The organism is Enterovirga sp. (assembly GCF_035325185.1).
Lineage (GTDB): Bacteria > Pseudomonadota > Alphaproteobacteria > Rhizobiales > Beijerinckiaceae > Enterovirga.
The window spans coordinates 1-21,421 of sequence record NZ_DAOLAJ010000040.1 but is presented as its reverse complement, the minus strand read 5'-3'; the positions used below and the strand labels follow the sequence as shown (position 1 = coordinate 21,421).

The 21,421-nt window shown below is 63.6% G+C and carries 17 protein-coding genes, 1 tRNA gene and 1 pseudogene; 5 read left to right on the top strand and 14 right to left on the bottom strand.

The annotated features are described in order from the left end of the window. Positions 1-56 precede the first annotated feature (56 nt). Positions 57-803, bottom strand: a complete 747-nt coding sequence (locus PKD06_RS09930; protein ID WP_324380013.1) for a hypothetical protein — start codon at positions 801-803, stop codon at positions 57-59. A gap of 240 nt (positions 804-1,043) precedes the next feature. Next, the gene (locus tag PKD06_RS09925) at positions 1,044-2,621 is read right to left on the bottom strand and encodes an aldehyde dehydrogenase (NADP(+)) (RefSeq protein WP_324380012.1); all 1,578 of its coding nucleotides are present in this window, start codon (positions 2,619-2,621) and stop codon (positions 1,044-1,046) included. A 364-nt stretch (positions 2,622-2,985) separates the two neighbouring features. Here PKD06_RS09925 and PKD06_RS09920 point away from each other — a divergent pair, with 364 nt between their 5' ends. Continuing rightward, a complete protein-coding gene (locus PKD06_RS09920) occupies positions 2,986-3,741 on the top strand; it encodes a GntR family transcriptional regulator (protein ID WP_324380011.1) in 756 nt (251 codons plus the stop codon). Positions 3,742-3,824: 83 nt separating this feature from the next. Here PKD06_RS09920 and PKD06_RS09915 read toward each other — a convergent pair whose 3' ends face one another. From PKD06_RS09915 to PKD06_RS09885, 7 genes and pseudogenes are all read right to left on the bottom strand, one after another. Next, the gene (locus PKD06_RS09915) at positions 3,825-5,003 is read right to left on the bottom strand and encodes a fumarylacetoacetate hydrolase family protein (RefSeq protein WP_324380010.1); all 1,179 of its coding nucleotides are present in this window, start codon (positions 5,001-5,003) and stop codon (positions 3,825-3,827) included. Positions 5,004-5,135: 132 nt separating this feature from the next. Continuing rightward, the gene (locus PKD06_RS09910; protein ID WP_324380009.1) at positions 5,136-6,308 is read right to left on the bottom strand and encodes an alpha-hydroxy acid oxidase; all 1,173 of its coding nucleotides are present in this window, start codon (positions 6,306-6,308) and stop codon (positions 5,136-5,138) included. A 257-nt stretch (positions 6,309-6,565) separates the two neighbouring features. Beyond that, entirely contained in the window at positions 6,566-7,912 is a 1,347-nt protein-coding gene (locus tag PKD06_RS09905) for an MFS transporter (RefSeq protein ID WP_324380008.1), read from the bottom strand. A gap of 529 nt (positions 7,913-8,441) precedes the next feature. Continuing rightward, a complete protein-coding gene (locus PKD06_RS09900) occupies positions 8,442-8,867 on the bottom strand; it encodes a MaoC/PaaZ C-terminal domain-containing protein (RefSeq protein WP_324380007.1) in 426 nt (141 codons plus the stop codon). Between the two features lie 130 nt (positions 8,868-8,997). Next, positions 8,998-10,389: pseudogene (locus PKD06_RS09895) on the bottom strand (GntP family permease). Between the two features lie 39 nt (positions 10,390-10,428). Continuing rightward, positions 10,429-10,905 (bottom strand): CBS domain-containing protein, encoded by a 477-nt coding sequence (locus tag PKD06_RS09890; RefSeq protein WP_324380006.1) that lies wholly within the window; start codon positions 10,903-10,905, stop codon positions 10,429-10,431. Positions 10,906-11,100: 195 nt separating this feature from the next. Beyond that, entirely contained in the window at positions 11,101-13,035 is a 1,935-nt protein-coding gene (locus PKD06_RS09885; RefSeq protein WP_324380005.1) for an acyl CoA:acetate/3-ketoacid CoA transferase, read from the bottom strand. Positions 13,036-13,253: 218 nt separating this feature from the next. Between PKD06_RS09885 and PKD06_RS09880 the strand changes: the two genes are divergently transcribed. The 3 genes from PKD06_RS09880 to PKD06_RS09870 all read left to right on the top strand — a co-directional run bounded on the left by PKD06_RS09880 (position 13,254) and on the right by PKD06_RS09870 (position 16,954). Next, positions 13,254-14,300, top strand: coding sequence for a LacI family DNA-binding transcriptional regulator (locus PKD06_RS09880; RefSeq protein ID WP_324380004.1), 1,047 nt, complete (start codon positions 13,254-13,256; stop codon positions 14,298-14,300). A 119-nt stretch (positions 14,301-14,419) separates the two neighbouring features. Further along, entirely contained in the window at positions 14,420-15,727 is a 1,308-nt protein-coding gene (gene hisD / locus PKD06_RS09875; RefSeq protein ID WP_324380022.1) for a histidinol dehydrogenase, read from the top strand. A 228-nt stretch (positions 15,728-15,955) separates the two neighbouring features. Next, positions 15,956-16,954: an NADPH:quinone oxidoreductase family protein gene (locus PKD06_RS09870; protein WP_324380003.1), complete on the top strand. Its 999-nt coding sequence runs from the start codon at positions 15,956-15,958 to the stop codon at positions 16,952-16,954. 746 nt (positions 16,955-17,700) lie between these two features. Here PKD06_RS09870 and PKD06_RS09865 read toward each other — a convergent pair. Then, positions 17,701-17,777, bottom strand: a tRNA-Arg gene (locus PKD06_RS09865). A 79-nt stretch (positions 17,778-17,856) separates the two neighbouring features. After that, entirely contained in the window at positions 17,857-18,534 is a 678-nt protein-coding gene (locus PKD06_RS09860; protein WP_324380002.1) for a nitroreductase, read from the bottom strand. Positions 18,535-18,689: 155 nt separating this feature from the next. Here PKD06_RS09860 and yghU point away from each other — a divergent pair, with 155 nt between their 5' ends. Continuing rightward, the gene (gene yghU / locus PKD06_RS09855) at positions 18,690-19,565 is read left to right on the top strand and encodes a glutathione-dependent disulfide-bond oxidoreductase (protein WP_324380001.1); all 876 of its coding nucleotides are present in this window, start codon (positions 18,690-18,692) and stop codon (positions 19,563-19,565) included. A 6-nt stretch (positions 19,566-19,571) separates the two neighbouring features. On the opposite strand, the gene PKD06_RS09850 is transcribed toward yghU, so the two are convergent. The 3 genes from PKD06_RS09850 to PKD06_RS09840 form a co-directional block, all read right to left on the bottom strand. Then, positions 19,572-20,117, bottom strand: coding sequence for a thioesterase family protein (locus PKD06_RS09850; protein WP_324380000.1), 546 nt, complete (start codon positions 20,115-20,117; stop codon positions 19,572-19,574). A gap of 11 nt (positions 20,118-20,128) precedes the next feature. Next, positions 20,129-21,055 (bottom strand): NAD(+) diphosphatase, encoded by a 927-nt coding sequence (gene nudC / locus PKD06_RS09845; RefSeq protein WP_324379999.1) that lies wholly within the window; start codon positions 21,053-21,055, stop codon positions 20,129-20,131. 3 nt (positions 21,056-21,058) lie between these two features. Further along, positions 21,059-21,421: HIT domain-containing protein (locus PKD06_RS09840; protein WP_324379998.1), on the bottom strand; the 363-nt coding region annotated here is incomplete at its 5' end.

Below are 21,421 nucleotides of genomic sequence, written 5' to 3'. Positions count from 1 at the left end.
GAACCGGAGGTCCGCGGCAGCGAAAAGCGGAGGCCGTGGCCGCAACGCGGCGCGGGTCAGGCGCGATGCGGGCTTTCCGGGTCGAAGGCCAAGCCGTCGCCGACCTCCTCGATGGCAAGGGGCCTCGATTTCGGCCGCCTCGCCCAGACGACGCGCGTCTCGTCCTTGCCGATATGCCCCGTCTCGCGGCGAATGCGGCCGGTCGAATAGTTCACGCTGACCATGACGGTCTCGCCGCCGAAGCGGTCGACCGTCAGCCGCTCGAAGCCGATCAATTCGCAACGCGAACCGGCGAGCCGGAAGGTCAGCTTCGCATGGCCCATGTCCCTCCCGCCCGCGGCGGCGAACCGGTGCAGCCAGACGGAGAAAGCTCCCCGCTTCGTCTCGAGCCCCCGGCTCTCCTCCCCGAAAGGGTCCTCGACCGTGATCGTCTCGTGACGCGGGATGAGCGTATGGTTCGCGAGAGCGAGCCGGTAGGGGCCGCCTTCCCGCCTGCCGGACGCCACCACCAGAAGGCGCGGATTCGTATCGAGCGCCGGGCCGTCCGGCCCATAGGGCCTCAGGATGTTCCGCGGCGCGCGCTGGCGCATCACGAAAACCGCATCACCTATGCCGTCCCCGTCGACGTCGCCGGAAGCCTCGCGCTCGATCGCCCAGCCTTCCGGCACGAAGCCCTGCGGAGAAGCCGCCTCGCGTGGCAGCGTCGGATAGACGGCCGGCGGCGGCTCGGGCTCCTGCGCCCGCGCCCTTCCGGACGCGGCGACGCTCGCGAGCAGCCCCGCGCAGAGCCCCCTGCGCGTCAATGCGAGCCGCCTCGTCCGGCCCGGCACGGCGAGAACCGGCTCTCGCTCCCTCCGCCGGGTACCGGAAGACCTGCCGCATTCGCTCATGTCGTCACTGCCTTCCAGCGCGCTCTCCTTCGACGAGAGGCTGTCATGGGCCCCTGGACAGGGTCATGGGACCCACTAGCCGTGCTCCATGTCCGGGGGATTTCGAGGTGACGCGAGAGATCAGCCCATCGGCCCAGCCATGACGAAGGCGAGTCACGGCGCGCAAAGCTTGCCGTCCAGTCGACGCCACAATCCTAGAGGATTTTCATCACGGAGCGCATCGGGAAGAAGTGCCCCGGGCATATCCTGATAGGAAACCGGACGCAGGAAGCGATCGATCGCAAGGCTGCCGACAGAGGTCGTCCGGCTGTCCGAGGTCGCAGGATAGGGCCCGCCATGGACCATGGCGTGACCCACCTCGACGCCCGTGCCGAACCCGTTGACCAGGATTCGCCCGACCTTCCGTTCCAGCACCGGAAGCAGGGAGCGGGCTTCTTCGTAATCGGCCGGATCCATATGCAGCGAAGCGGTCAGCTGGCCTTCCAGATGGCCGATGACAGCCCGAATGTCGGCGGCGTCGCGGCATCGCACCAGAAGCGAAGCAGCTCCGAAAACCTCTTCGCCGAGATGCCGGTCGGACAGAAACGCCTCGGCAGTCGTCTCGAACAAACCAGCCTGCCCCTGATGGACATCGCCCGATCGACCTCGGGCAACGGTTTTCACCGCCGCGTTGGAAGCAAGGGCGTCCACGCCGGAGCAATAGGCATGGTGGATGCCCGGGGTCAGCATGGTCGCGGCGGCGGCATCGGCCAGCTCAGCGGCCGCCGCGGCGACGAAGGCGTCGAGGCCGGCGCCGTCTTCCGCCAGCAGCAGACCGGGGCTGGTGCAGAATTGACCCGAACCGAGGATCAGGGACGACACGAACGCCCGGCCGATCTCTGCGCCCCGCGCCAGAAGGGCCTGACGAAACAAGACGACCGGGTTGATGCTGCTCATCTCGGCGTAGACGGGAATCGGCACCTCTCGGCCGGCCGCGATCCGCATGAGCGCCGTGCCGCCACCGCGCGATCCCGTGAACCCGACGGCGGCGATCCGTGGATCGGCGACCAGAGCGGCACCTGTTTCGATGCCGGAATCGAAGAGAAGGGAAAAGACGCCTTCAGGCATTCCGCACGCCGTCGCGGCCGCTTGAACGGCGCGCCCGACCAGTTCGGACGTCCCGGGATGAGCCGGGTGCGCCTTCACAACCACGGGGCATCCGGCCGCCAGGGCCGACGCCGTGTCGCCGCCCGCGACCGAGAACGCGAACGGGAAGTTCGAAGCGCCGAATACGGCAACCGGTCCTATGCCGATCATCTGAAGCCTGAGATCGGGACGCCGTGCAGGCATCCGCTCGGATTCGGCGGGGTCGATACGGGCGCGAAGGAAGCCGCCGTCCCTCGTCACCGAAGCGAACATTCGCAACTGAGCGACGGTCCGACCGCGCTCCCCTTCGAGCCGGCCGCGCGGCAGCCCCGTCTCGCGCATGCAACGGACGATCAGGTCGTCCCCGCTCTCGAGGATTTCCTGCGCGATGGCCTCCAGGAAATCCGCCCTGATATCCAGCGCCGTGTTCCGGTAAGCGTCGAAGCTTTCGGCCGCGAGCTTGCACGCTTCGTCCAGCTCCGCGCGCCCGGCGCATGAGAAGGGCGGGCCGAACGCCCGTCCCGTGGCAGCTTCAATCGCCTCGAAAGTCCCGCCGCCACCGCGGCGCGATGCTCTGCCGATCAGCGACTCTCCAGAAATGATCATCTTCGCAATCCGTTGGCGTTGCAGGAGCGGGCTTTGTCACGCATTCGGCGGCGCCGTCGCCGGAGGCGAGACCGCCAAGCCGACCAAGCCGGGCCGTCCCATCTCCTGTCAGCCTTCGGCGTCGAAATCCGGCAGGCGATGCGCATGGGATAGCTCCCGGAGGCAGGACGATGTCGTCCGGCCCCCGAGCCCTCTCCGAATGACGTGCCAACCTTCCTTTGAGCTTATATTGCGCTAATATGTTAGCATCAGATACGGCGCCGCTGTCAATCGGGAGAACCGCACGATCTCATGCAATGGCAGCCACAAGGAGCCCCCGGCGGGCCCGGCGAATCCGAGCTGGAATCCCAGCGGGCGGCGCGCATTGCGGAGCACGAGCCGCGGTTGTATACGCAGCAGCTCATCGACGCCTGCCAGCAGCCAGCAGGAGGAAGCTATTCAGGATCGTCATGAGATTCGATTTTCCGGCTCTCCATCCGAAACCCTCGCGGAACAAGCCTATATTCTTCTCGAGGAGATGATCGTAGACAGGAAATTGGAGCCGGGCCAGATGATCTCCGAGGGTGAGATCAGCCGAGAGCTGGGTCTCGGACGCACGCCCGTGCGCGAGGCGATCGCACGACTGAAATATATCGGCTTCGTCGAAGTGCATCACCGACGAGGCGTCCTGGTTTCAAACCTCGATCCGATCAGGCACCTTGAACTTCTGGAGGTGCGACGGCCGCTCGAGCTGGACATTGCCCGACATATCATCGACCGGGGAACCGAAGACGATGTGGCCGAACTGGATGCCATCATGGGCAGGGTCAACCAGGCCGCCGAACGGGGCGAGCGTCTGCTCTATTTCAAGGCGAAGCGCGACCTTCATGATGCCGAAGTGCGCATGGCCAGAAACTCCGTGCTGACAGCCACCATCACGTCGCTTCACGCGCAATCCCGCCGATTTTGGCAAGCCTACGAACCGACATCCAGCTTCAAGAAGGGCGCGGTCCTTCATTCGAGAATCCTCGACGGCATTCGCAAGCGCGCGCCGGATGCCGCGGCGGCTGGAGTGGAAGACCTTTTTACATTTCTTCAGAATATTACGATTGAAGTCGTGAGAAGAAGCCGCTTTACATAGCGACGCCTGACCCTACGGATATATTTTCGACAAAGGAAAAGATAACGGCCGCCCGGGCGGCCGTTATCCCGTGCGGCTTGCGCTCAGAGCACGCCGCGCCGCGCCAGATGGCGCATCAGGTGCGAGGTCCCGAAGCTCCAGGGCTCGCACTCATCCGTCCGCCTCATCCTGTTGACGAGGCACCCCAGCTCGGGCGCGGCGATGGTGACGATATCGCCGTATTTATGGGTGAAGCCGCCTCCCGGCGCATCGCGGTCCTGGATCGGCGCGAACATGCTGCCGAGATAAAGCGCCGCCCCGTCCGGGTACTGATGATGAGGGCCGATCATCTGCGCGGCAAGGTCGGCCGGGTCCCGGCTGATCTTGGCGATCGAAGAGGATCCTTCGAGCCGGAAGCCGTCCTCGCCCTCGACCGTCAGCGTCACCGTCGTGCGGCGGATATGGTCGAGCGTGAAGGCGCCGTCGAAGAAGCGGATGAAGGGACCGACGGCCGCGGAGGCATTGTTGTCCTTTGCCTTGCCGAGCAGAAGGGCCGAGCGGCCCTCGACGTCGCGGAGATTGACGTCGTTGCCGAGCGTGGCGCCGACGATCCGGCCGTCCGAGGTGACGACCAGCACGATCTCCGGCTCGGGATTGTTCCAGCTAGAGGCCGGATGCAGGCCGGCATCGGCGCCGGTCCCGACCGTCGACATCGGCGCGGCCTTGGTGAAGATCTCGGCATCCGGTCCGATGCCGACCTCGAGATACTGGCTCCAGGCGCCCTGCCCGACGAGGACTTCCTTGAGGTGCATGGCCTCGGGCGAGCCGGGCTTGAGCTTGGACAGATCGTCGCCGATCAGCTTGCCGATCTCCTCGCGGATCGCGGCGGCGGCGGCCGGATTGCCGCGCGCCTTCTCCTCGATCACACGCTCCAGCATCGAGACGGCGAAGGTCACGCCGGCGGCTTTCACCACCTGCAGGTCGAGAGGGGAGAGAAGCCAGGGCTTCGTGCGGTCGCGCCCGTCCACCGGCGTATTGGCGAGGATGCTCGCGAGGGAGCCGACGGCCTCGCCCGGCGCTGCGCGCAGAGCCGCCGCGGGATCGGGCGCCTCGCACAGGTCGCGGCTGGTCGGGAAGCTCGCGCTGACGTCGACGAGCTGCCCGTCCCGCAGCGCCGCGACGGCCGGGCCGCCGAGATCGGGCCGCCAGACCCGGCCCAACAGTGCCGCATCGGCGGCATCTTTCGGCAAGGTCGCGGTCGTGGAGAGGTCGAGGCTGGGCATGGCTTGATCCAGAAGCGAGATCGGATGGAAAGGGTGAGATCTGTGCAGGGCGACGACATCGCCCTGCACGCTGGCCTTGCAGCATGTCGCTGATGGAAACCCGATGCCCGGCGCCGAAGGACGCCGGGCGTGTCAGTTCCTTGCCGCCTTGGTGGGATTGTCGAGATCGTCCGACCACAGGCAATTGGGACCGAAATCCTTGATATCGTTGATGCCGCAGAGCGCCATGGTGATATCCATCTCGCGCCGCAGGATGGATAACGACGTCTCGACGCCCTTCTGGCCCATCGCACCCAGTCCGTAGACGAAGGCGCGGCCGATGAAGACGCCGTTGGCGCCGCTGGCGATCGCCTTCAACGCTTCCTGCCCGGACTGGATGCCGCTATCGAGATAAAGTGGGTAGTCCGGCCCGACGACGCGGCGGATCGAGGGCAAGGCACGGATGGTCGAGGGCGCGCCGTCGAGCTGCCGGCCGCCATGGTTCGAGACCAGCATCGCCTGGGCGCCGGTATCCAGCGCACGCCGGGCATCCTCGGGATCGTTGATCCCCTTCAGGATCACCGGCCCGCCCCATTTGCGGATGATCTCTTCCACCCGGCGCCAGTCGAGCCTCTGGTCGAACTGGCGCGACGTCCATTCCATGAGCCCGTCGAGACTTTTGACGCCGCGGGCATGGCCGACGATATTGCCGAAGCTGCGCCGCTTGGTTTGAAGCATCCCCAGGGCCCAGCGAGGGTGCTGGGCGATGTTGATGATGTTGGCCAACGTCAATCGCGGCGGCGCTGTCATACCGTTCTTGAGATCCTTGTGCCGTTGGCCCTGGATCGTCAGGTCGAGGGTCAGCACCAGCACCGTCACCCCGGCCCGGCGCGCGCGCTCGAGGACATTGTCCAGAAATTCCTCGTCGCGCAGCGTATACAGCTGGAACCAGAAGGGCGCCCGGGTCGCCTCCGCGATATCCTCGATCGAGCACATGGACATGGTGGAGAGCGTGAACGGCACGCCGGCGGCGTTCGCGGCCCGCGCCGCATGGATCTCGCCGTCGGGGTGCTGCATGCCGAGAAGGCCGACCGGAGCCAGCGCGATCGGCATCGAGACCGGCCGACCCATCATCTGCGTCGAGAGATTGCGCGCTTCGATATTCTGCGCCACGCGCTGACGAAAGAGAATGCGCTCGAAATCGGTGCGGTTCGCGCGATACGTGCTGCCTGTCCAGGCGCCGACGTCCACGTAGTCATAGAACATGCGTGGAACACGGCGCTGGTACAGTCTGCGAAGATCCTCAATCTCGGTGAACACAGGCATGGCTTCAGCCTCGGAGTTGGAGTTGGATTTACCGGCTTTGCGGACCGGAGATCCGGTCCAATCTCAGCTCTCGAACAGCATTTCGATTCATCGGCGATCGAGGAAGATCACCGAAGGCCGGTCTTGCTTTCGATTTCCTGGCAGCTGCTTCATGACCAACTCGAGAGCGGCGACCTCGTCACAGGGGTCGCTCGCTCTCTTCATTTTCCGGCGTCACGCAAGAAGGCCGCCCCGGATCGGGTCCGATATACGATCCGTCACCCTTTGGTCGGCAGGAGCTTCAGCGGCTTGGCGGGCCCGACGATGAACGCATAGCTACAGGCGCCCAAAATCGCGACACCGGCGGCAATGGCAAATGCCGGCGTATAGCTGCCCCCCGAATAATCGAGCACCGCGCCGAATACGAACGGGCTCAGGATCCCGGCCAGATTGGAGGCGAAATTCTGGATGCCCCCGATCGAGGCCACGTGATTGGAACTCGGCGCCACATCGGCAGGATAGCACCAAATGCCGGTCGCAGCGCAAGCCAGCCCCGAATAGGCGACGGCGAAAAAGAAAAGCATCGCATAGACGGATTCGACCAATGCTGCCGCCAAGACGGCCGTAGCGGCAATCAACCCGCCGATGATAACGCTCTTGCGGACAAGCGTCACGTCGAATCCTTTTTTGATCAGCTTGTCGGCATTGATCCCCACAAACCAACCAATGGCGATCGACGCCAGTCCCGGCAGCGTGCCCAGAGTGCCAAGCTCAGCGAGATTGAGGCCGCGGGCAGTCTTCAAATAGGTCGGGAACCAGGTCAAGAAGAAATAGATAACGAAGTTCAAACAGAAGAACCCAAGCATCATTCCGCGCACCGTGCGATAGCGGAAAAGGTCTTTCCATTTGATCTTCGACGCCTCAGGGTCGTCGGTCGCGGCGTTACGGCCTCCGTGGCGAATAATATGCTCTCGCTCGAGATCGTTGGCGCCACTGTGCTTGGCCGGCTCCCGGTAATACCAGATCCAAACGGCCGCCCAGACAAAGCCAAGCAGACCCAGAATAATGAATGACGCATGCCAGCCCGAGACTGCGATAATGGCCGTCACGATCGGCAGGGCGATGACAGTGCCGACGCGCGAGCCGGAATCGATGACCGCCGTCGCAAATGCACGCTCCGTCTGCGGCACCCAGGACGACGAAGCCTTGGTTGTGCTGGGATAGGCAGGAGCCTCGCCTGCGCCCAGCGCGAAACGCATGCCGAACAGGGACCAAAACCCGTTCGCGAGCGGCGTGATCATGGTAAAAAAGGACCACCAGATCGCAGCCGTGGCGAAGGCGATACGCGCACCGAATCTATCCGTGAACCAGCCTGCGAAGAGCATTGCGCCATCGTAAGCCCAAAAGAATGCGCCGAGGATCAGGCCCTTTTCCTTATTTGTCAGATTGAGTCCCAGGTCATGGTCTATAAACGGCAGCGCGACGCTCAGGTTGGCGCGATCCAGATAATTCATGACCAAGCCTATGAAACATAGACCAACGATGACGAATCTCACCTTCGTCGCCCCGGAGGGAGCTGCACTATCTGCTGTACGTTGATATTTTATTGCACCATCAGCTTGCATCGCTTGTTTCCTCCAAAAAATGATTAGGCATTGAGAATATACGAATGTTATATTATAATTTTCGTTCTTCCCCTAAACTAGGAAGGGAGACAGATACCTATCATGCATCTGTAGGACACTAGATTTTCAACAGCAAGGAGATTCGAGCGTAGTCGGCGCACTTTCGCTGAGGCAGGAAAGGCTTAGGCTGAGACATCAGCCATGTGTCCGGCGAAATTCGGTGGCGCATGGGCGATCCGCTCGACTGATCCTGGCCAGCCGCCCGCAGCGCAAAGCTGAACCAGGTGAAGGGGCATTGCGGGATTATCGCCTTGTCGATGCAGCCTCCGAGGTCACCACGCCACATGCCCTCGATTGCTCTCTGGGATTCGCCACTGCACGACCGGCGAGGCGGAGGCCCCGCCGAAGCCGCGGGGCCGCATCCGTCCTACATCTTCGCCAAGCGGCTCCGTCCCCGGCGAGAGCGCTCGACCGATTCCTCCAGCCCAATGCCCCATCCGCCGCGAGCAGCGGATGGGACGCTGCGCGCTTACAGCCACTTAAGGAGGCCCTCCGCCACGGCGACGAGCTCGCCCCGCTGATTACGGATGTTGATTTGAGCTGTCGTCCGGCGCTTCTCGTGATCAACGGCCGTCAGGGTGTAGTCGACGGTGACGGTATCGCCGAAGAATACCGGCCCGAGAAAGCGCATCCGGTCATAGCCAAGCGCCACGGGAGTTCCTTCTTGCCCGTTGCGCTGCGCATATTCAATCATGCGTGTCGACGCCGCCGACATGTAACCAACCAGCAGAGCGCCGTGCGCGATCCGCTGACCATAGGCGGAAGTCTTCATGAATTCATGATTGGTGTGAGCGGCATAGTGATCTCCGCTGAGCCCAGCGAAAAGCGTGACGTCCACCTCACCAACAGTCTTCTCGACAATCACCTTGTCGCCGACATTAGCTTTCAGCGTCATCGTTGTCTCCGTTTGCATCATCAGTTGAATATCACGTGGATTACGCCCCCATCTGCCTCTGACATCACGTGAGAAGAAGCAGGACACTACCCGGACGATATACTGTCGTACCGTAGCCGGGCCTCGACTTTCATACGAGGCCTGTCGTGTAGAAAAGGCCAATCGCCACAAAAGCAGCCAGGACTTTGAAAATCGTAATCACGAAGATATCCCCATAGGACTGCCTGTGGGTAAGTCATGTCACCGCCAGCAAGGTGATTACAGCTCCGTTATGCGGGAGCGTATCCATGCCACCACTCGCCATGGAGGCGACGCGGTGCAGGACTTCGAGCGGAATATTGGCCGCATGAGCTGCTGCGATGAACTGGTCCGCCATGGCGGCGAGAGCGATGCTCATCCCTCCCGAGGAAGAGCCTGTGATCCCCGAGAGGACGTTTACGGTGACCGCCACGTTCACGAGCGGATCTGGGATGAGGCGGAGAGCTTCCCGGATCACCAGGAAGCCTGGCAGCGACGCGATCACGGCACCGAAGCCATACTCGGCGGCCGTGTTCATGGATGCCAGGAGCGCCCCGCCAACGGCGGCCTTTGTGCCATCGGCAAATCGCGCCTTCACCCGTTGAAAGGAAAACAGCAATACGGTGAAGATACCCATCAACAACGCGCCCTGGACCGCCCAGATCGCAGCCACGGACGGGACCTCTGTAACGAGAGGCTTTGCCATGCCGGCCAAGGAAACTTCAAATTTCGTCCCGTAGAACTGAGGGATCAGGAGCGTGAACACCTTGTTCATCACGCCAACGACCACGAGAGGCAGAATGGCAATCCCGGGGTGAGCCAAATGCTCCAGCGAAACGGGCTCCGGTTCGTTCGTGTGACCTTCGCCATACCCTTCACCGGCCACCGCCGCCTGCCGGCGCCGCCACTCGAGGTAGATGAGTCCGGCAACAAGGATGAAGAGCCCCCCGACGGTCCCCAGGATGGGCGCCGCCCAGGTATCGGTCTTGAAGAAGGTCGTCGGGATGATGTTCTGAATCTGCGGCGACCCCGGCAGCGAATCCATCGTGAACGTGAACGCGCCGAGGGCGATCGTCGCGGGAATCAGCCGCTTGGGGATGCCGCCCTGTCTGAACATCTCGGCCGCAAACGGATAAACGGCGAACACCACCACAAACAGTGAAACACCTCCGTAGGTGAGAATGGCACCGACAAGTACAATCGACAATATGGCGCGCTCACGCCCGACGACGCCGATGACGACCGAGACGATGGCTTTCGAGAAGCCGGACAGCTCGATCAGCTTGCCGAACACCGCGCCGAGCAAAAAGACGGGGAAATAGAGCTTCACGAACCCGACCAGCTTCTCCATGAAGATCCCCGCAAATACGGGAGGGACAGCCGGGGGATCGGTCAAGAGAACGGCGAGCATCGCCGCTATCGGTGCAAAAAGAATAACGCTGAAGCCTCGATAAGCGACAAACATCAGCAAAACCAGATAGGCTACTGCAATTATTACACTCATAAGCGCCCTCCTATTAAATAAATTTCCAGAAATGATATATCAATAGGAGCCTATGTATGTAGTGCTCATGAGCCTGTCGTTTTCCAGTCCGTGAATCAGATGCTCTTCTTCTAGAATGATTTCTTCAAGAATATCCCGGATTGACAGTACGCCTACCGGCTTATTGTCTTCATAGACGGAAAGATGCCGAAACCCGTACTCCCTAAAGATCGCTCGGCATCTGTCGATGGTGTCGGTCGGCGTCACATAGACAAGCCGATCGCTCGTCATAATTTCCCGTACCGCCGTATCCTTTGCGGCCTTGTCTTCTATCTCAACCTTTCGCGCGTAGTCGCGCTCGGTCAAAATTCCGACTGCTCTTCCACTCTCGAGGACGAGCACGGCGCCGACGTTCTTCTCTTTCATCAGTTTGAGAGCGCTCAGAACGGTATCCTCCGGCGCAACGCGAATCACGCCGGCTGTGTCCGACCGCTTGGCCGTCAGGAGTTCCCTGATGGATTTGGTAGGCTTCTGCACAACTTTTCCCCCTGCGGTCAAAGTAATCCGGGCGCGGCTTTCTTAAGCCATGCGGACGATGCGGCCCACGATATCGAGACCTATCCTGCATCACCCGTACGATTGCGTTCCTCATTTCGACTGCGTGAGCAGAATTCGCTCCAGGGCGATCGATACCTCGACTGTCCGATATCTCTGTCACATCCCTGAATGAATTCAGGCTTCCTCGACTTGCTCGTGAAAAGCCTGGGCCTCGGCCCGGCTCTCGAAGATGTGCGGCCGCACGGTTCGCACGAGCTGCTCGCCCAGCTTGACGCGCATGAACGCGCTCGTCGTGTAACGAGAGACCCTTGTGTAGTAGGTGTCCTCGAGATCCCGCACCATGGCGACGTATTCACCGGCCAGCTGATCGTCGAGGTGAAACCCATCGTAATTGACGACCACCGCGAAGCGTCTGCCGATCTGCTCCGACTTCGCCACGACAGCGGCCCGGATGGCCTCTACATCCTCATGGCGCCGAACCCGCATGCCCTCGTAATTGCAGAATAGGATATTGCGAGCCGCGTCGTAGGCGATCCGGTCGTCCAGGTTCAGGTCGAGCAGGCGCCTTCTCAGATCCATAGGTTCCGGTCGGAAGATGCGGGAATCCATCAGCCGGACGTGATTGATGATCGGCTGGAAGCCCATATGCCTGAGGATATCGCGCTCGATGTCGATCCCGGGGGCAACCTCGACCAGTTCCAGGCCATCCGGGGTCAGCCGAAAGACGCAGCGCTCGGTGACATAGAGCACCGCCCTGCCCTGCGCCGCAGCCACCCGGCCCGAAAAGGTAATCTGCTCCACGTTCCTGCCGAACTTCTGGGCTCGCCCTTCCTGGGCGATGCGAAGCCGCCCGTCCTCGATCCGCAGATCGAGACCACCGGCAGTGAACGTCCCCGCGAAGACCACCTTGCGTGAGTTCTGGCTGATATTGATGAATCCGCCCGCGCCCGCGAGCTTGCCCCCGAAGCGACTGACGTTAACGTTGCCGACGGCATCCGCCTCGGCCATGCCGAGCACAGTCATGTCGAGTCCGCCGCCATCGTAGAAGTCGAACTGCTGGTTCTGGTGAATGATTGCGTCGGTGTTGACGGCGGCGCCGAAGTTGAGCCCGCCGGCCGGCACGCCGCCGACGACGCCCGGCTCGGCGGTCAGCGTGAACAGGTCGCTGACCTGCTCCTCGGCGGCGACCGCCGCGACTCCCTCCGGGATTCCAATGCCGAGATTGGCGATCGCGCCCGCGCGCAATTCGAGAGCGCAGCGGCGGGCGATAATCTTGCGGTCGCTGAGGCGCATCGGCGCGATCCCTTCGAGAGGGATACTGATCTCGCCGCTGAAAGCCGCGCTGTAGGCCGTGCCATAGGTCTGCTGATGCTGCTCCGGGGGCGCCACGACCACGCAGTCGACAAGAGGCCCCGGGATCAGAACCCGGCGCGGGTTGAGAGAACCGGCCCGGGCGATCCGCTCGACCTGCACGATGACGATGCCGCCGGAATTCTTGACCGCCATGGCCATGGCCAGGTTGTCGAGGTCGAGAGCTTCGCGTTCGGCGGTCACATTGCCGTTCGGGTCCGCGGTCGTGCCCCGCAGGAAGGCGACGTGCAGAGAGAATCCCTTGTAGAACAGCCACTCCTTGCCAGCGACTTCGATCACGCTGACGAGATCCTCGGCAGCAACGTCATTGATCTTGCCGCCCTCGAGGCGCGGATCGACGAAGGTGCCGATCCCGACATGCGTTACCGTCCCCGGCTTCCCGGCGGCGATATCGCGATACATGTGAGAGATCACGCCCTGCGGGAGATTATAAGCCTCGATCTTTCCTTCCAGCGCCAATCGACCGAGCTTGGGAACCACGAGCCAATGGCCGCCGATCGCTCGTTTCAGGAGACCATCATGGCCGAGCACGTTGAGCCCGCGATCCTTCCCGTCGCCCTGCCCCGCCGCGAACATCAGAGTCAGGTTGCGCGGCTCGCCCGTCTCCAGAAATCGGGCTTCCAAGGCGGCCAGCAGCGCCTCCGGCACGCCGCTGCCGATGAAACCCGAGGTGCACAGGGTATCCCCGCTTCGGATCGTCGCGACGGCCTCGGCGGCGGTTGTGATCTTGTCCCGCATTGCCCCCCCTTGCCTTCCAGGCTTCTTGTCTTCGCGCCGGCAAACCGTCGCGCGCATATTGGCAGCAGGGGAACGATACATGCCTTGCATACGAATGCAATAGCCCTATCGAACCAAATGCAAGCATTGGCGAGCGGATCAGCCACGACATGCTTGCGTCGTAGTGTGCCGGCATGCATGGCAGACCTTGAGTCTAATGAGGCAACCCAGCCGCTCTCATGCCGGTCAAAATCAAAGGCGGTAAGCGTCCGACTGCTTACGACGTGGCGCGTCTTGCCGGCGTGTCGCAATCGGCGGTGTCGCGCGCCCTCACGCCGGGCGCCAGCATCTCTCCCGAGTTGCGCGAGAAGGTCATGGAGGCAGCGCAGCAACTCGCCTACCGGCCCAACCTGCTCGCGCGCTCCCTGATCAAGCAGCATTCACGCCTGATCGGCATCGCCATGGCTCCGATGGAGAACCCGTTCTACCCGACGATGCTGGAAATCCTGTCGGAGGGCTTTGCCGCCGCGGGGTACCGTATTCTTTTCTTCGCGCCCGGCCCCAGCGGCGATCCAGATCCCGCCCTCGACGAGGTGCTGCGCTTTCAGGTCGAGGCCATCATCCTGGCCTCCACGCGGCTGACCTCGCAGTTCATCGAGAAATGCACACGCGCGCGCGTACCTCTCGTGCTCTGCAATCGCCGCACCGATCACAAGGCCGTCACCACGGTGACGGGGCAGAACGCTCTTGGCGGACGCACCATCGGCGAATTCCTGCTGGCCGGCAGCCACCGATCTTTCGCCTACGTCGCCGGCATCGAGGAGACCTCGACGAGCCGGGAGCGCGAGCAGGGCTTCCGCCAGGCGCTGAGACGGGCGGGACGGAAACTCTCGCACCGCGTCGTAGGCCATTACGACTTCGCCGCGGCGCACGCGGCTGCGCGCACGCTGTTCTCGGCTCGAGACAGGCCGGACGCGGTCTTCTGCGCCAACGACCAGATGGCTCTTGCGGTCATGCAGACCGCCCAGTCGTATTTCGGCCTCGAGGTCGGGCGCGCGGTATCCATCGTGGGCTTCGACAACATTGCCCTGGCCTCGTGGCCGGCATTCCAACTCACCACATTCTCTCAACAGCTTCCGCTCATGGCTCAGCGCGTCATCGACGTGACGCTCAAGCTCATAGAGAGCGACGCGGTCGAGCCGGTGCACGACATCGTTCCCGGCAAGCTGGTCGTCCGCACGTCCGCGCGCCTTCCGCCGGAAGGATGGACGCCTTCCAAGGCTTAGCATTCCCGCCGGCACGTCCGCACGGGTTCGCGCACGCATACTTGACGATCATCTTGAAAGATCATCTTGCATTCGTATGCAACAGCGGTATCGTGCGCATCGCCATCAGGGAGAGCGCGATGGAGAATTGGCTCAAGCGTGGACGGGATGCGGCCGAGGTCGCCGCGGCCGACACCAAGGTACGAGCGGCCGTCGAGGCGATCCTGGCGGATATCGCCACCCGCGGCGACACTGCAGTGCGCGAACTGTCGGTCACGTTCGACAAATGGGACCGGGAGAACTACCGGCTCACGGAGAGCGAGATCGAGAACTGCCTGTCGCAGCTCAGCAAGCGGGATATCGAGGATATTACCTTCGCGCAGACCCAGGTCCGCAACTTCGCGCAAAAGCAGCGCGAGTCGATCCGCGACATCGAGGTCGAGACATTGCCGGGCGTCGTTCTCGGCCACAAGAACATTCCGATCGGCTCGGCGGGTTGCTATGTGCCGGGAGGGAAGTATCCGCTGCTCGCCTCGGCCCACATGTCGGTCATCACCGCCAAGGTCGCGGGAGTGCCGCGGGTCGTCACCTGCGCGCCGCCCTACCAGGGCAGGCCGGCGCCGGCGATCGTCGCCGCGCAGCACCTCGCGGGCGCCGACGAGATCTACTGCCTGGGCGGGGTCCAGGCCATCGGCGCGATGGCGCTCGGCACCCAGTCGATCGCGCCCGTCGACATGCTGTGCGGCCCCGGGAATGCCTATGTCGCCGAAGCGAAGCGGCAGATATTCGGCCGTGTCGGCATCGATCTTTTCGCCGGCCCAACCGAGACCCTGGTGATCGCCGATGACAGCGTCGACGGCGAGCTTTGTGCCACGGACCTGCTCGGGCAGGCCGAGCACGGCCCCGAGACGCCGGCCGTCCTGCTGACCACCTCCGAGAAGCTCGCCCGCGAGACCATATGGGAGATCGAGCGCCTGCTGGAGATCCTGCCCACGGCTCCGATCGCCCGGCAGGCATGGGAGACGCATGGCGCCGTTTGCGTCGTCGAGAGCGACGAGGAGATGGTGCAGGTCGCAGACCGGATCGCCTCCGAGCATGTCCAGGTCATGACCCGCGATCCCGACTACTTCCTCGCCAACATGCGCAACTACGGCGCCCTGTTCCTCGGCCCGCGCACGAACGTGGCCTATGGCGACAAGGCGATCGGCACCAACCACACGCTGCCGACGAACAAGGCGGCGCGCTACACGGGAGGGCTCTGGGTCGGCAAGTTCCTCAAGAACTGCACCTACCAGCGTGTGCTGACGGACGAGGCCTCGGCTCTCATCGGCAGCTACTGCTCGCGGCTCTGCGCGCTCGAAGGCTTCGTCGCGCATGGCGAGCAAGCCAATATTCGCGTGCGCCGCTACGGTCACCGCAATGTGCCCTACGGGGGGAAGGTGGACTGAGCGGGCCGGTGGCCGCAAGGCCGGCGGCGAGCGAACCATCATAACCGGAGGTCCGCGTCAGCGAAAAAGGGAATCCGGCTTCCGCTGACGCGGGGCTGCGGCTCGGAAAAGATCATGCTTAAGTAAAAGGAGAGATCGTGATGACGATTCAACGAAGAGTCATCACGTCCCAGGCGCGCATTGTCGGGCCTTGTGGATAATCAGCAGCGAATTCCTCGGAGGAAACACATGAAAGCGGTTCTGAGTCGTGAGCCAGGGGGACCGGACACACTCGTTCTTGCCGATGCGCCGGAGCCGGCGGTCGGGGCCGGCCAGGTTTTGCTCGACGTGCGAGCCTGCGGGGTGAATTTTCCGGATTCGCTGATCATCGTCGACAAGTATCAATTCCGTCCCCGGCGTCCGTTCGCACCCGGCGGCGAGGTTTCAGGAGTGGTCGCGGCCTTGGGAGAGGGTGTGACCGGATTGCAGGTGGGCGACCGCGTGATCGGCGCCACGGTCTGGGGCGGCATGGCCGAACGCGTCGCGCTTCCGGCGAGCAAGTGCACGCCGATGCCGGATTCCATGCCGTTCGACGAAGCGGCCGTCTTTCTGTTTACTTACGGAACGTCCTATCACGCTCTGAAGGATCGGGCAGACCTGAAAGCCGGCGAGACGCTGCTGGTACTTGGTGCCGCCGGCGGCGTCGGCATCGCCGCAGTCGAGATCGGCAAGGCGCGCGGAGCCCGCGTGATCGCGGCGGCCTCCTCGCAGGAGAAGGTGGACTTTGCCTGCGCGCACGGGGCAGACGCGGGCATCGTCTATCCGACAGGTGAACTCGACCGCGAAACCTCGAAGAAGCTATCCAACGCATTCAAGGATGCTTGCGGCGCGGACGGGGCCGACGTGATCTACGACGCGGTCGGCGGTCCTTACGCCGAACCGGCTTTGCGCGCCATCGCCCGGAACGGTCGTTATCTTGTGGTCGGATTCCCCGCCGGCATCCCGAAGATCCCGTTGAATCTGCCATTATTGAAGTCGTGTCAGATCGTCGGTGTTTTCTGGGCTGGCTTTGCGGAAGCCGATCCTGCGGCGGACGCTCTGAATAACCGCGAGCTGGTCGATCTGTACGTGCGCGGCGCCGTGCGTCCGCGGATCTCCGCCCGTTTCCCCATGGAGAAGGCAGGCGAGGCCATTTCCAAGCTGGAGCAGCGGCAGGTCATGGGCAAGGTCGTTGTCATGGTCGGTTGAATCGCACCGGACAAGTCCTTCATTATCGACATCAACCGCGATCCAGGCGCCCCATCCGATCCCGTTGTGATTTCCGCGCGTCGATTCTGGATCATAGAGAGCCGGGGAGATGGCAGGCGTCCCGTGTGTTTTGACATGGTTGTTCGCGAGCCTTGGCTTGCACAATTCCGCCATGCCCGCCACGAACTCGGACCAATCGGCGGCACCTCGCATGGATGGATGTTTGTCAAAATAATTCCGGAAGAGCGAATAGTGCATTCCGACATTTAATCGCGCCACATAATATCTTACAAAAGAAAAGCCCTCTCCGTGGTTGCAACACGGAGAGGGCTGGAAAGCCAACCGGAAAGTTCGGTCGGTAATTTCAAAACTCGCGACTACCGCGTCGCACCTTGTGTTGTCTATGATATATTTTAATTAAATATGGCGCATATCTATTTAGCATTATGATATAATTATAATTCAATATTATTTTATAATAAATCCCGTCGGCTCTACGCCGGAAGGCGGCCCATCCCCCCCCGCGATCACATGATGCGCGACATTGGAGGGGGCCTTCGCGGCGAGCAAGCCTATTCGAGGCTGTGAGCGGGGCCTTCCCGTTGGGAATCTGTTGGGACTTTTGACGGGATTTGGGGGTGTCTGAGGCGTCTAGGCCGCCAAAAACAGGTGAGAAATTCCTATTCCCTCGGACCCGTCGGACATGAAAACTCCTTGAAATCGCTGTGATTTCAATTAGTTAGATTTGGCGAGCCCGGCAGGGCTCGAACCTGCGACCTGCCGCTTAGAAGGCGGCTGCTCTATCCAGCTGAGCTACGGGCCCCCGGCCGGTCTCTCTAGAGCATGCCGCGGGAAAGGGGAATTCGGTTTTCCGCCTCGTCTCCCCGTGCGAGGCGCGGAGATCAGACCATCCGCGCGATCTCTTCCGTGAGGACGCGAGCGGTGCGGTAGCTGTTGGCGGGATGCTCCTTGTCGGCATAGCCGAACGAGATCCCGCAAAGGATCTTCTGGCCGTCCGGGATGTCGAAATATCGGCGGATGAAAGCGGAATGGTGAGCGAGGGCCGCCTGGGGCGTCGTGTCGACGCCATGAGCCCGAGCGGCAAGCAGGAAGGATCCGACGAAGCTTCCGCAATCGGCGATCGCATAGGGGCCGATCTCCCCGGGCAACGTCACGATCGCGACATGCGGGGCGCCGAACAGGCGGAAATTCTCGAAGCTCTGCGCCTCGCGGCGCTCCCTGTCCTCGCGGGCGATGCCGAGCGCCGCGTAGAGCTGATAGCCGATCTCCTGCCGCCGCTTCTTGTAGATGCCGTGATAGCCGGGGGGAAAGGGAATATCCGAAGCCCCGTGCGGATCGGCGCGGGCCTCCTCCATGAGGGCGCGGCGGAATTTCTCGGTGCTCTCGGCGGAGGCGACCACCACCTGCCAAGGCTGCACGTTGCACCAGGAGGGGGTGCGGCCCGCGATCCGCAGGATGCCCCGGATCACCTCCTCCGGCACGGGATCGGGACGATAGGCCCGGCAGGTGAAGCGGCCCGCGGTCAATTCATCGAGGACCTCGACGGGCTCTCTCGTCATCTCTCTCTCCCCATCCCCGGCCGAAGCGCGCCGAGGTCCCATGCCGCAAACGCATTCCCGAACGGTGGACGCAGGCGTCTCTCCGCCTCACATTCTCCCGAGCCGGCAGGGCCTGGCGCTCCGATCGGGGGCGCGCCCGTATCTGGAGCATCAGCATGACCGAGACAACCGACTACGTCCCGCCGAAGGTCTGGACCTGGAGCCAGCCGAGCGGAGGGAAATTCGCCGCCATCAACCGCCCCGTCTCCGGCCCGACCCACGACAGGGAACTGCCCGTCGGCAAGCACCCGCTCCAGCTCTATTCCCTGGCGACGCCCAACGGCCAGAAGGTCTCGATCATGCTCGAGGAGCTTCTGGCGCTCGGGCACAAGGGCGCCGAATACGATGCCTGGCTCATCAGGATCACCGAGGGCGACCAGTTCGGCTCGGGCTTCGTCGAGGTGAACCCGAATTCCAAGATCCCGGCGCTGATGGACCGCAGCGGCCCGACGCCGATCCGCGTCTTCGAATCGGGGGCGATCCTGACCTATCTCGCCGAGAAATTCGGCGCCTTCCTGCCGACGGAGCCCGCTTCGCGCGCCGCCTGCTTCTCCTGGCTCTTCTGGCAGATGGGCTCGGCCCCCTATCTCGGCGGCGGCTTCGGCCATTTCTACGCCTACGCCCCCTTCAAGATGGAATATCCCATCAACCGCTTCGCGATGGAGGTGAAGCGCGAGCTCGACGTGCTCGACAAGCGCCTCGCAGAGAGCGAGTTCGTGGCCAGCCCCGACTATACCATCGCCGACATGGCGATCTGGCCCTGGTACGGGGGGCTCGCGAAGGGCTGGCTCTACGAGGCCGCCGAGTTCCTGTCCGTCCAGGACTACAAGCATGTGCAGCGCTGGGCGGAGACGGTCTTCCGCCGCCCCGCCGTGCAGCGCGGCCGCATGGTCAACCGGATCACCGGCGATCCCGCGGGCCAGCTCCACGAGCGCCACGATGCGAGCGACTTCGAGACGAAGACCCAGGACAAGCTCGCCGCGGCCGGCTGACCGGCCTCACCCCGAGCGCCGGAGCGCATCCTCGGCGGCGAGGAAGGCGGCGACGGCGTCCGGCGGCGCGGGGCTCGTCGCCCGGATGCCGATCTCCTTCATCAGGCGCTCGATGGTGACATAGCTCCTGGCGCGGCGGTCGTAGATCCCCGCGCGGTGGATGGCGACGGCGTGCAGGATCTCGCCGTCGGGCCCCTCCGAGAGCATGCGCTGCTCGATCAGCAGGGTCGCGCCGGTCCAGCACAGGATGCGCGTCTCCAGCCGGAAGGCCCGGAAGGCGCGCAGCTCGCGCCGATAGCGGATGATCGCCGCGTCGAGGACCGGGGTCCAGCGGCGTCGCAGGATCGACCGCCAGAGACCCGAGCGCAGGATCAGGTCGAGCCGGCCGAGATCCATGATGCCGAGATAGCGGCCGTTATTCATGTGCATCGACAGGTCGAGATCGTGCGGCCAGACGCGGAAGCGCAGGCGCGAGATCCCGTCCGGCGGCGGGATCCTCGGCCCGAAAAGCGCCGAGACGATCGTGACGACGAGCCGAAGCCAGAGATTCATGCGCGCTCAGCTCATCCCGTCGGCGAAGCACCGTCGACCCAGGCCCGGATCAGGTGATGGGCGATGGCCATCTGCGGCGGGGTGATGAGGCCCCCCTCGTGGCGGCGCTCCAGCATGGCGGCGACCTCCTCGCGCGGGAACCAGCGGGCATCCTCCAATTCGTCGAAATCGATGGTGAGCGTCTCCTCCAGCGCCTCGCCGAGGCAGCCGATCATGAGGGAAGACGGAAAAGGCCAGGGCTGCGAGAGCATGTAGCGCACCTTCCCGACGCGGATGCCGGCCTCTTCCCTGACCTCGCGCCGCACCGCGTCCTCGATGGTCTCGCCGGGAGAGACGAAGCCGGCGAGGCAGGAATAGCTGCCCTGGACGAACCGGCTCTGGCGTCCGAGCAGGCAATGATCCCCCCGCGCCACGAGCATGATGGTGACCGGGTCGGTGCGCGGGAAATGCTGCGCCCCGCAGGCCGCGCAGTCGCGCCGCTGCCCGGCCTGGGCCGGGCTGGTCCGGGCGCCGCAATTGGCGCAGTGGCGGCGGCGCAGATGCCAGTGCAGGAGCGACTTGGCCTGGGCCAGGAGGCCGATCTCGCCGGCCGGGACGGGCCGCTCGATCGCGATCGAGCGCAGATCCGTCACGAGCAGCGAGAGATCGTCCTTCAATTCCTGCCCGCGCGCCGCCTCGAGCAGCGCGCCCAGCACCGGACGCCCGTCCAGCCGGCCGAGAAAGGTCCGCTCGATCACCGTCTCGCCCGCGAGGCGCGCCGCCGGCAGGAGCGCCGTCGCCTGTTCCGACCCGTTGAGCAACACCGCCGATTCCCCCGAAATGACGACATGCAGCGTGTCGGGATGGGCGGCGATCTGCGCATAGTCTCCCTCCTCCCGCTCGGCGCCCGAGCGGTCGAGCAGGTTGACCGCGAAGCCGAGTTCCAGGGGACGCGTCATGTCTCAAGCCTTGGCAAAGAGGGTCGCGGCACGGTCGGCGAGCGCGGCGGCCGCGTGGTCGGGATAGGAGATGCGGGCGCCGTGGCCCCAGACGGGGCCGGGCCAGGCGGGATCGGAACGGAACCGGCCGATCACATGGATGTGAAGCTGCGCCACCATGTTGCCGAGCGCGCCGACATTGACCTTGTCGGGCCTCGCCATTTCCAGCATCACGCGGGTCGCGAGCCGGATCTCTTCCATCAGCGCCGCCGCGTCCGCGCAGGACAGGTCGGTCAACTCGCTGACATCCGCCCGGCGCGGCACGAGAATGAGCCAGGGAAAGCGCGCATCGTTCATGAGCAGCACGCGCGAGAGGGCGAGATCGCC

Excerpts from the sequence above, each read along its gene's own strand:
- PKD06_RS09925 (WP_324380012.1), bottom strand. The coding sequence starts at position 2,621 with ATGATCATTTCTGGAGAGTCGCTGATCGGCAGAGCATCGCGCCGCGGT.
- PKD06_RS09915 (WP_324380010.1), bottom strand. The coding sequence starts at position 5,003 with ATGCCCAGCCTCGACCTCTCCACGACCGCGACCTTGCCGAAAGATGCC.
- PKD06_RS09910 (WP_324380009.1), bottom strand. The coding sequence starts at position 6,308 with ATGCCTGTGTTCACCGAGATTGAGGATCTTCGCAGACTGTACCAGCGC.
- PKD06_RS09905 (WP_324380008.1), bottom strand. The coding sequence starts at position 7,912 with ATGCAAGCTGATGGTGCAATAAAATATCAACGTACAGCAGATAGTGCA.
- PKD06_RS09900 (WP_324380007.1), bottom strand. The coding sequence starts at position 8,867 with ATGACGCTGAAAGCTAATGTCGGCGACAAGGTGATTGTCGAGAAGACT.
- PKD06_RS09885 (WP_324380005.1), bottom strand. The coding sequence starts at position 13,035 with ATGCGGGACAAGATCACAACCGCCGCCGAGGCCGTCGCGACGATCCGA.
- PKD06_RS09880 (WP_324380004.1), top strand. The coding sequence starts at position 13,254 with ATGCCGGTCAAAATCAAAGGCGGTAAGCGTCCGACTGCTTACGACGTG.
- hisD (WP_324380022.1), top strand. The coding sequence starts at position 14,420 with ATGGAGAATTGGCTCAAGCGTGGACGGGATGCGGCCGAGGTCGCCGCG.
- PKD06_RS09870 (WP_324380003.1), top strand. The coding sequence starts at position 15,956 with ATGAAAGCGGTTCTGAGTCGTGAGCCAGGGGGACCGGACACACTCGTT.
- PKD06_RS09860 (WP_324380002.1), bottom strand. The coding sequence starts at position 18,534 with ATGACGAGAGAGCCCGTCGAGGTCCTCGATGAATTGACCGCGGGCCGC.
- yghU (WP_324380001.1), top strand. The coding sequence starts at position 18,690 with ATGACCGAGACAACCGACTACGTCCCGCCGAAGGTCTGGACCTGGAGC.
- PKD06_RS09850 (WP_324380000.1), bottom strand. The coding sequence starts at position 20,117 with ATGAATCTCTGGCTTCGGCTCGTCGTCACGATCGTCTCGGCGCTTTTC.
- nudC (WP_324379999.1), bottom strand. The coding sequence starts at position 21,055 with ATGACGCGTCCCCTGGAACTCGGCTTCGCGGTCAACCTGCTCGACCGC.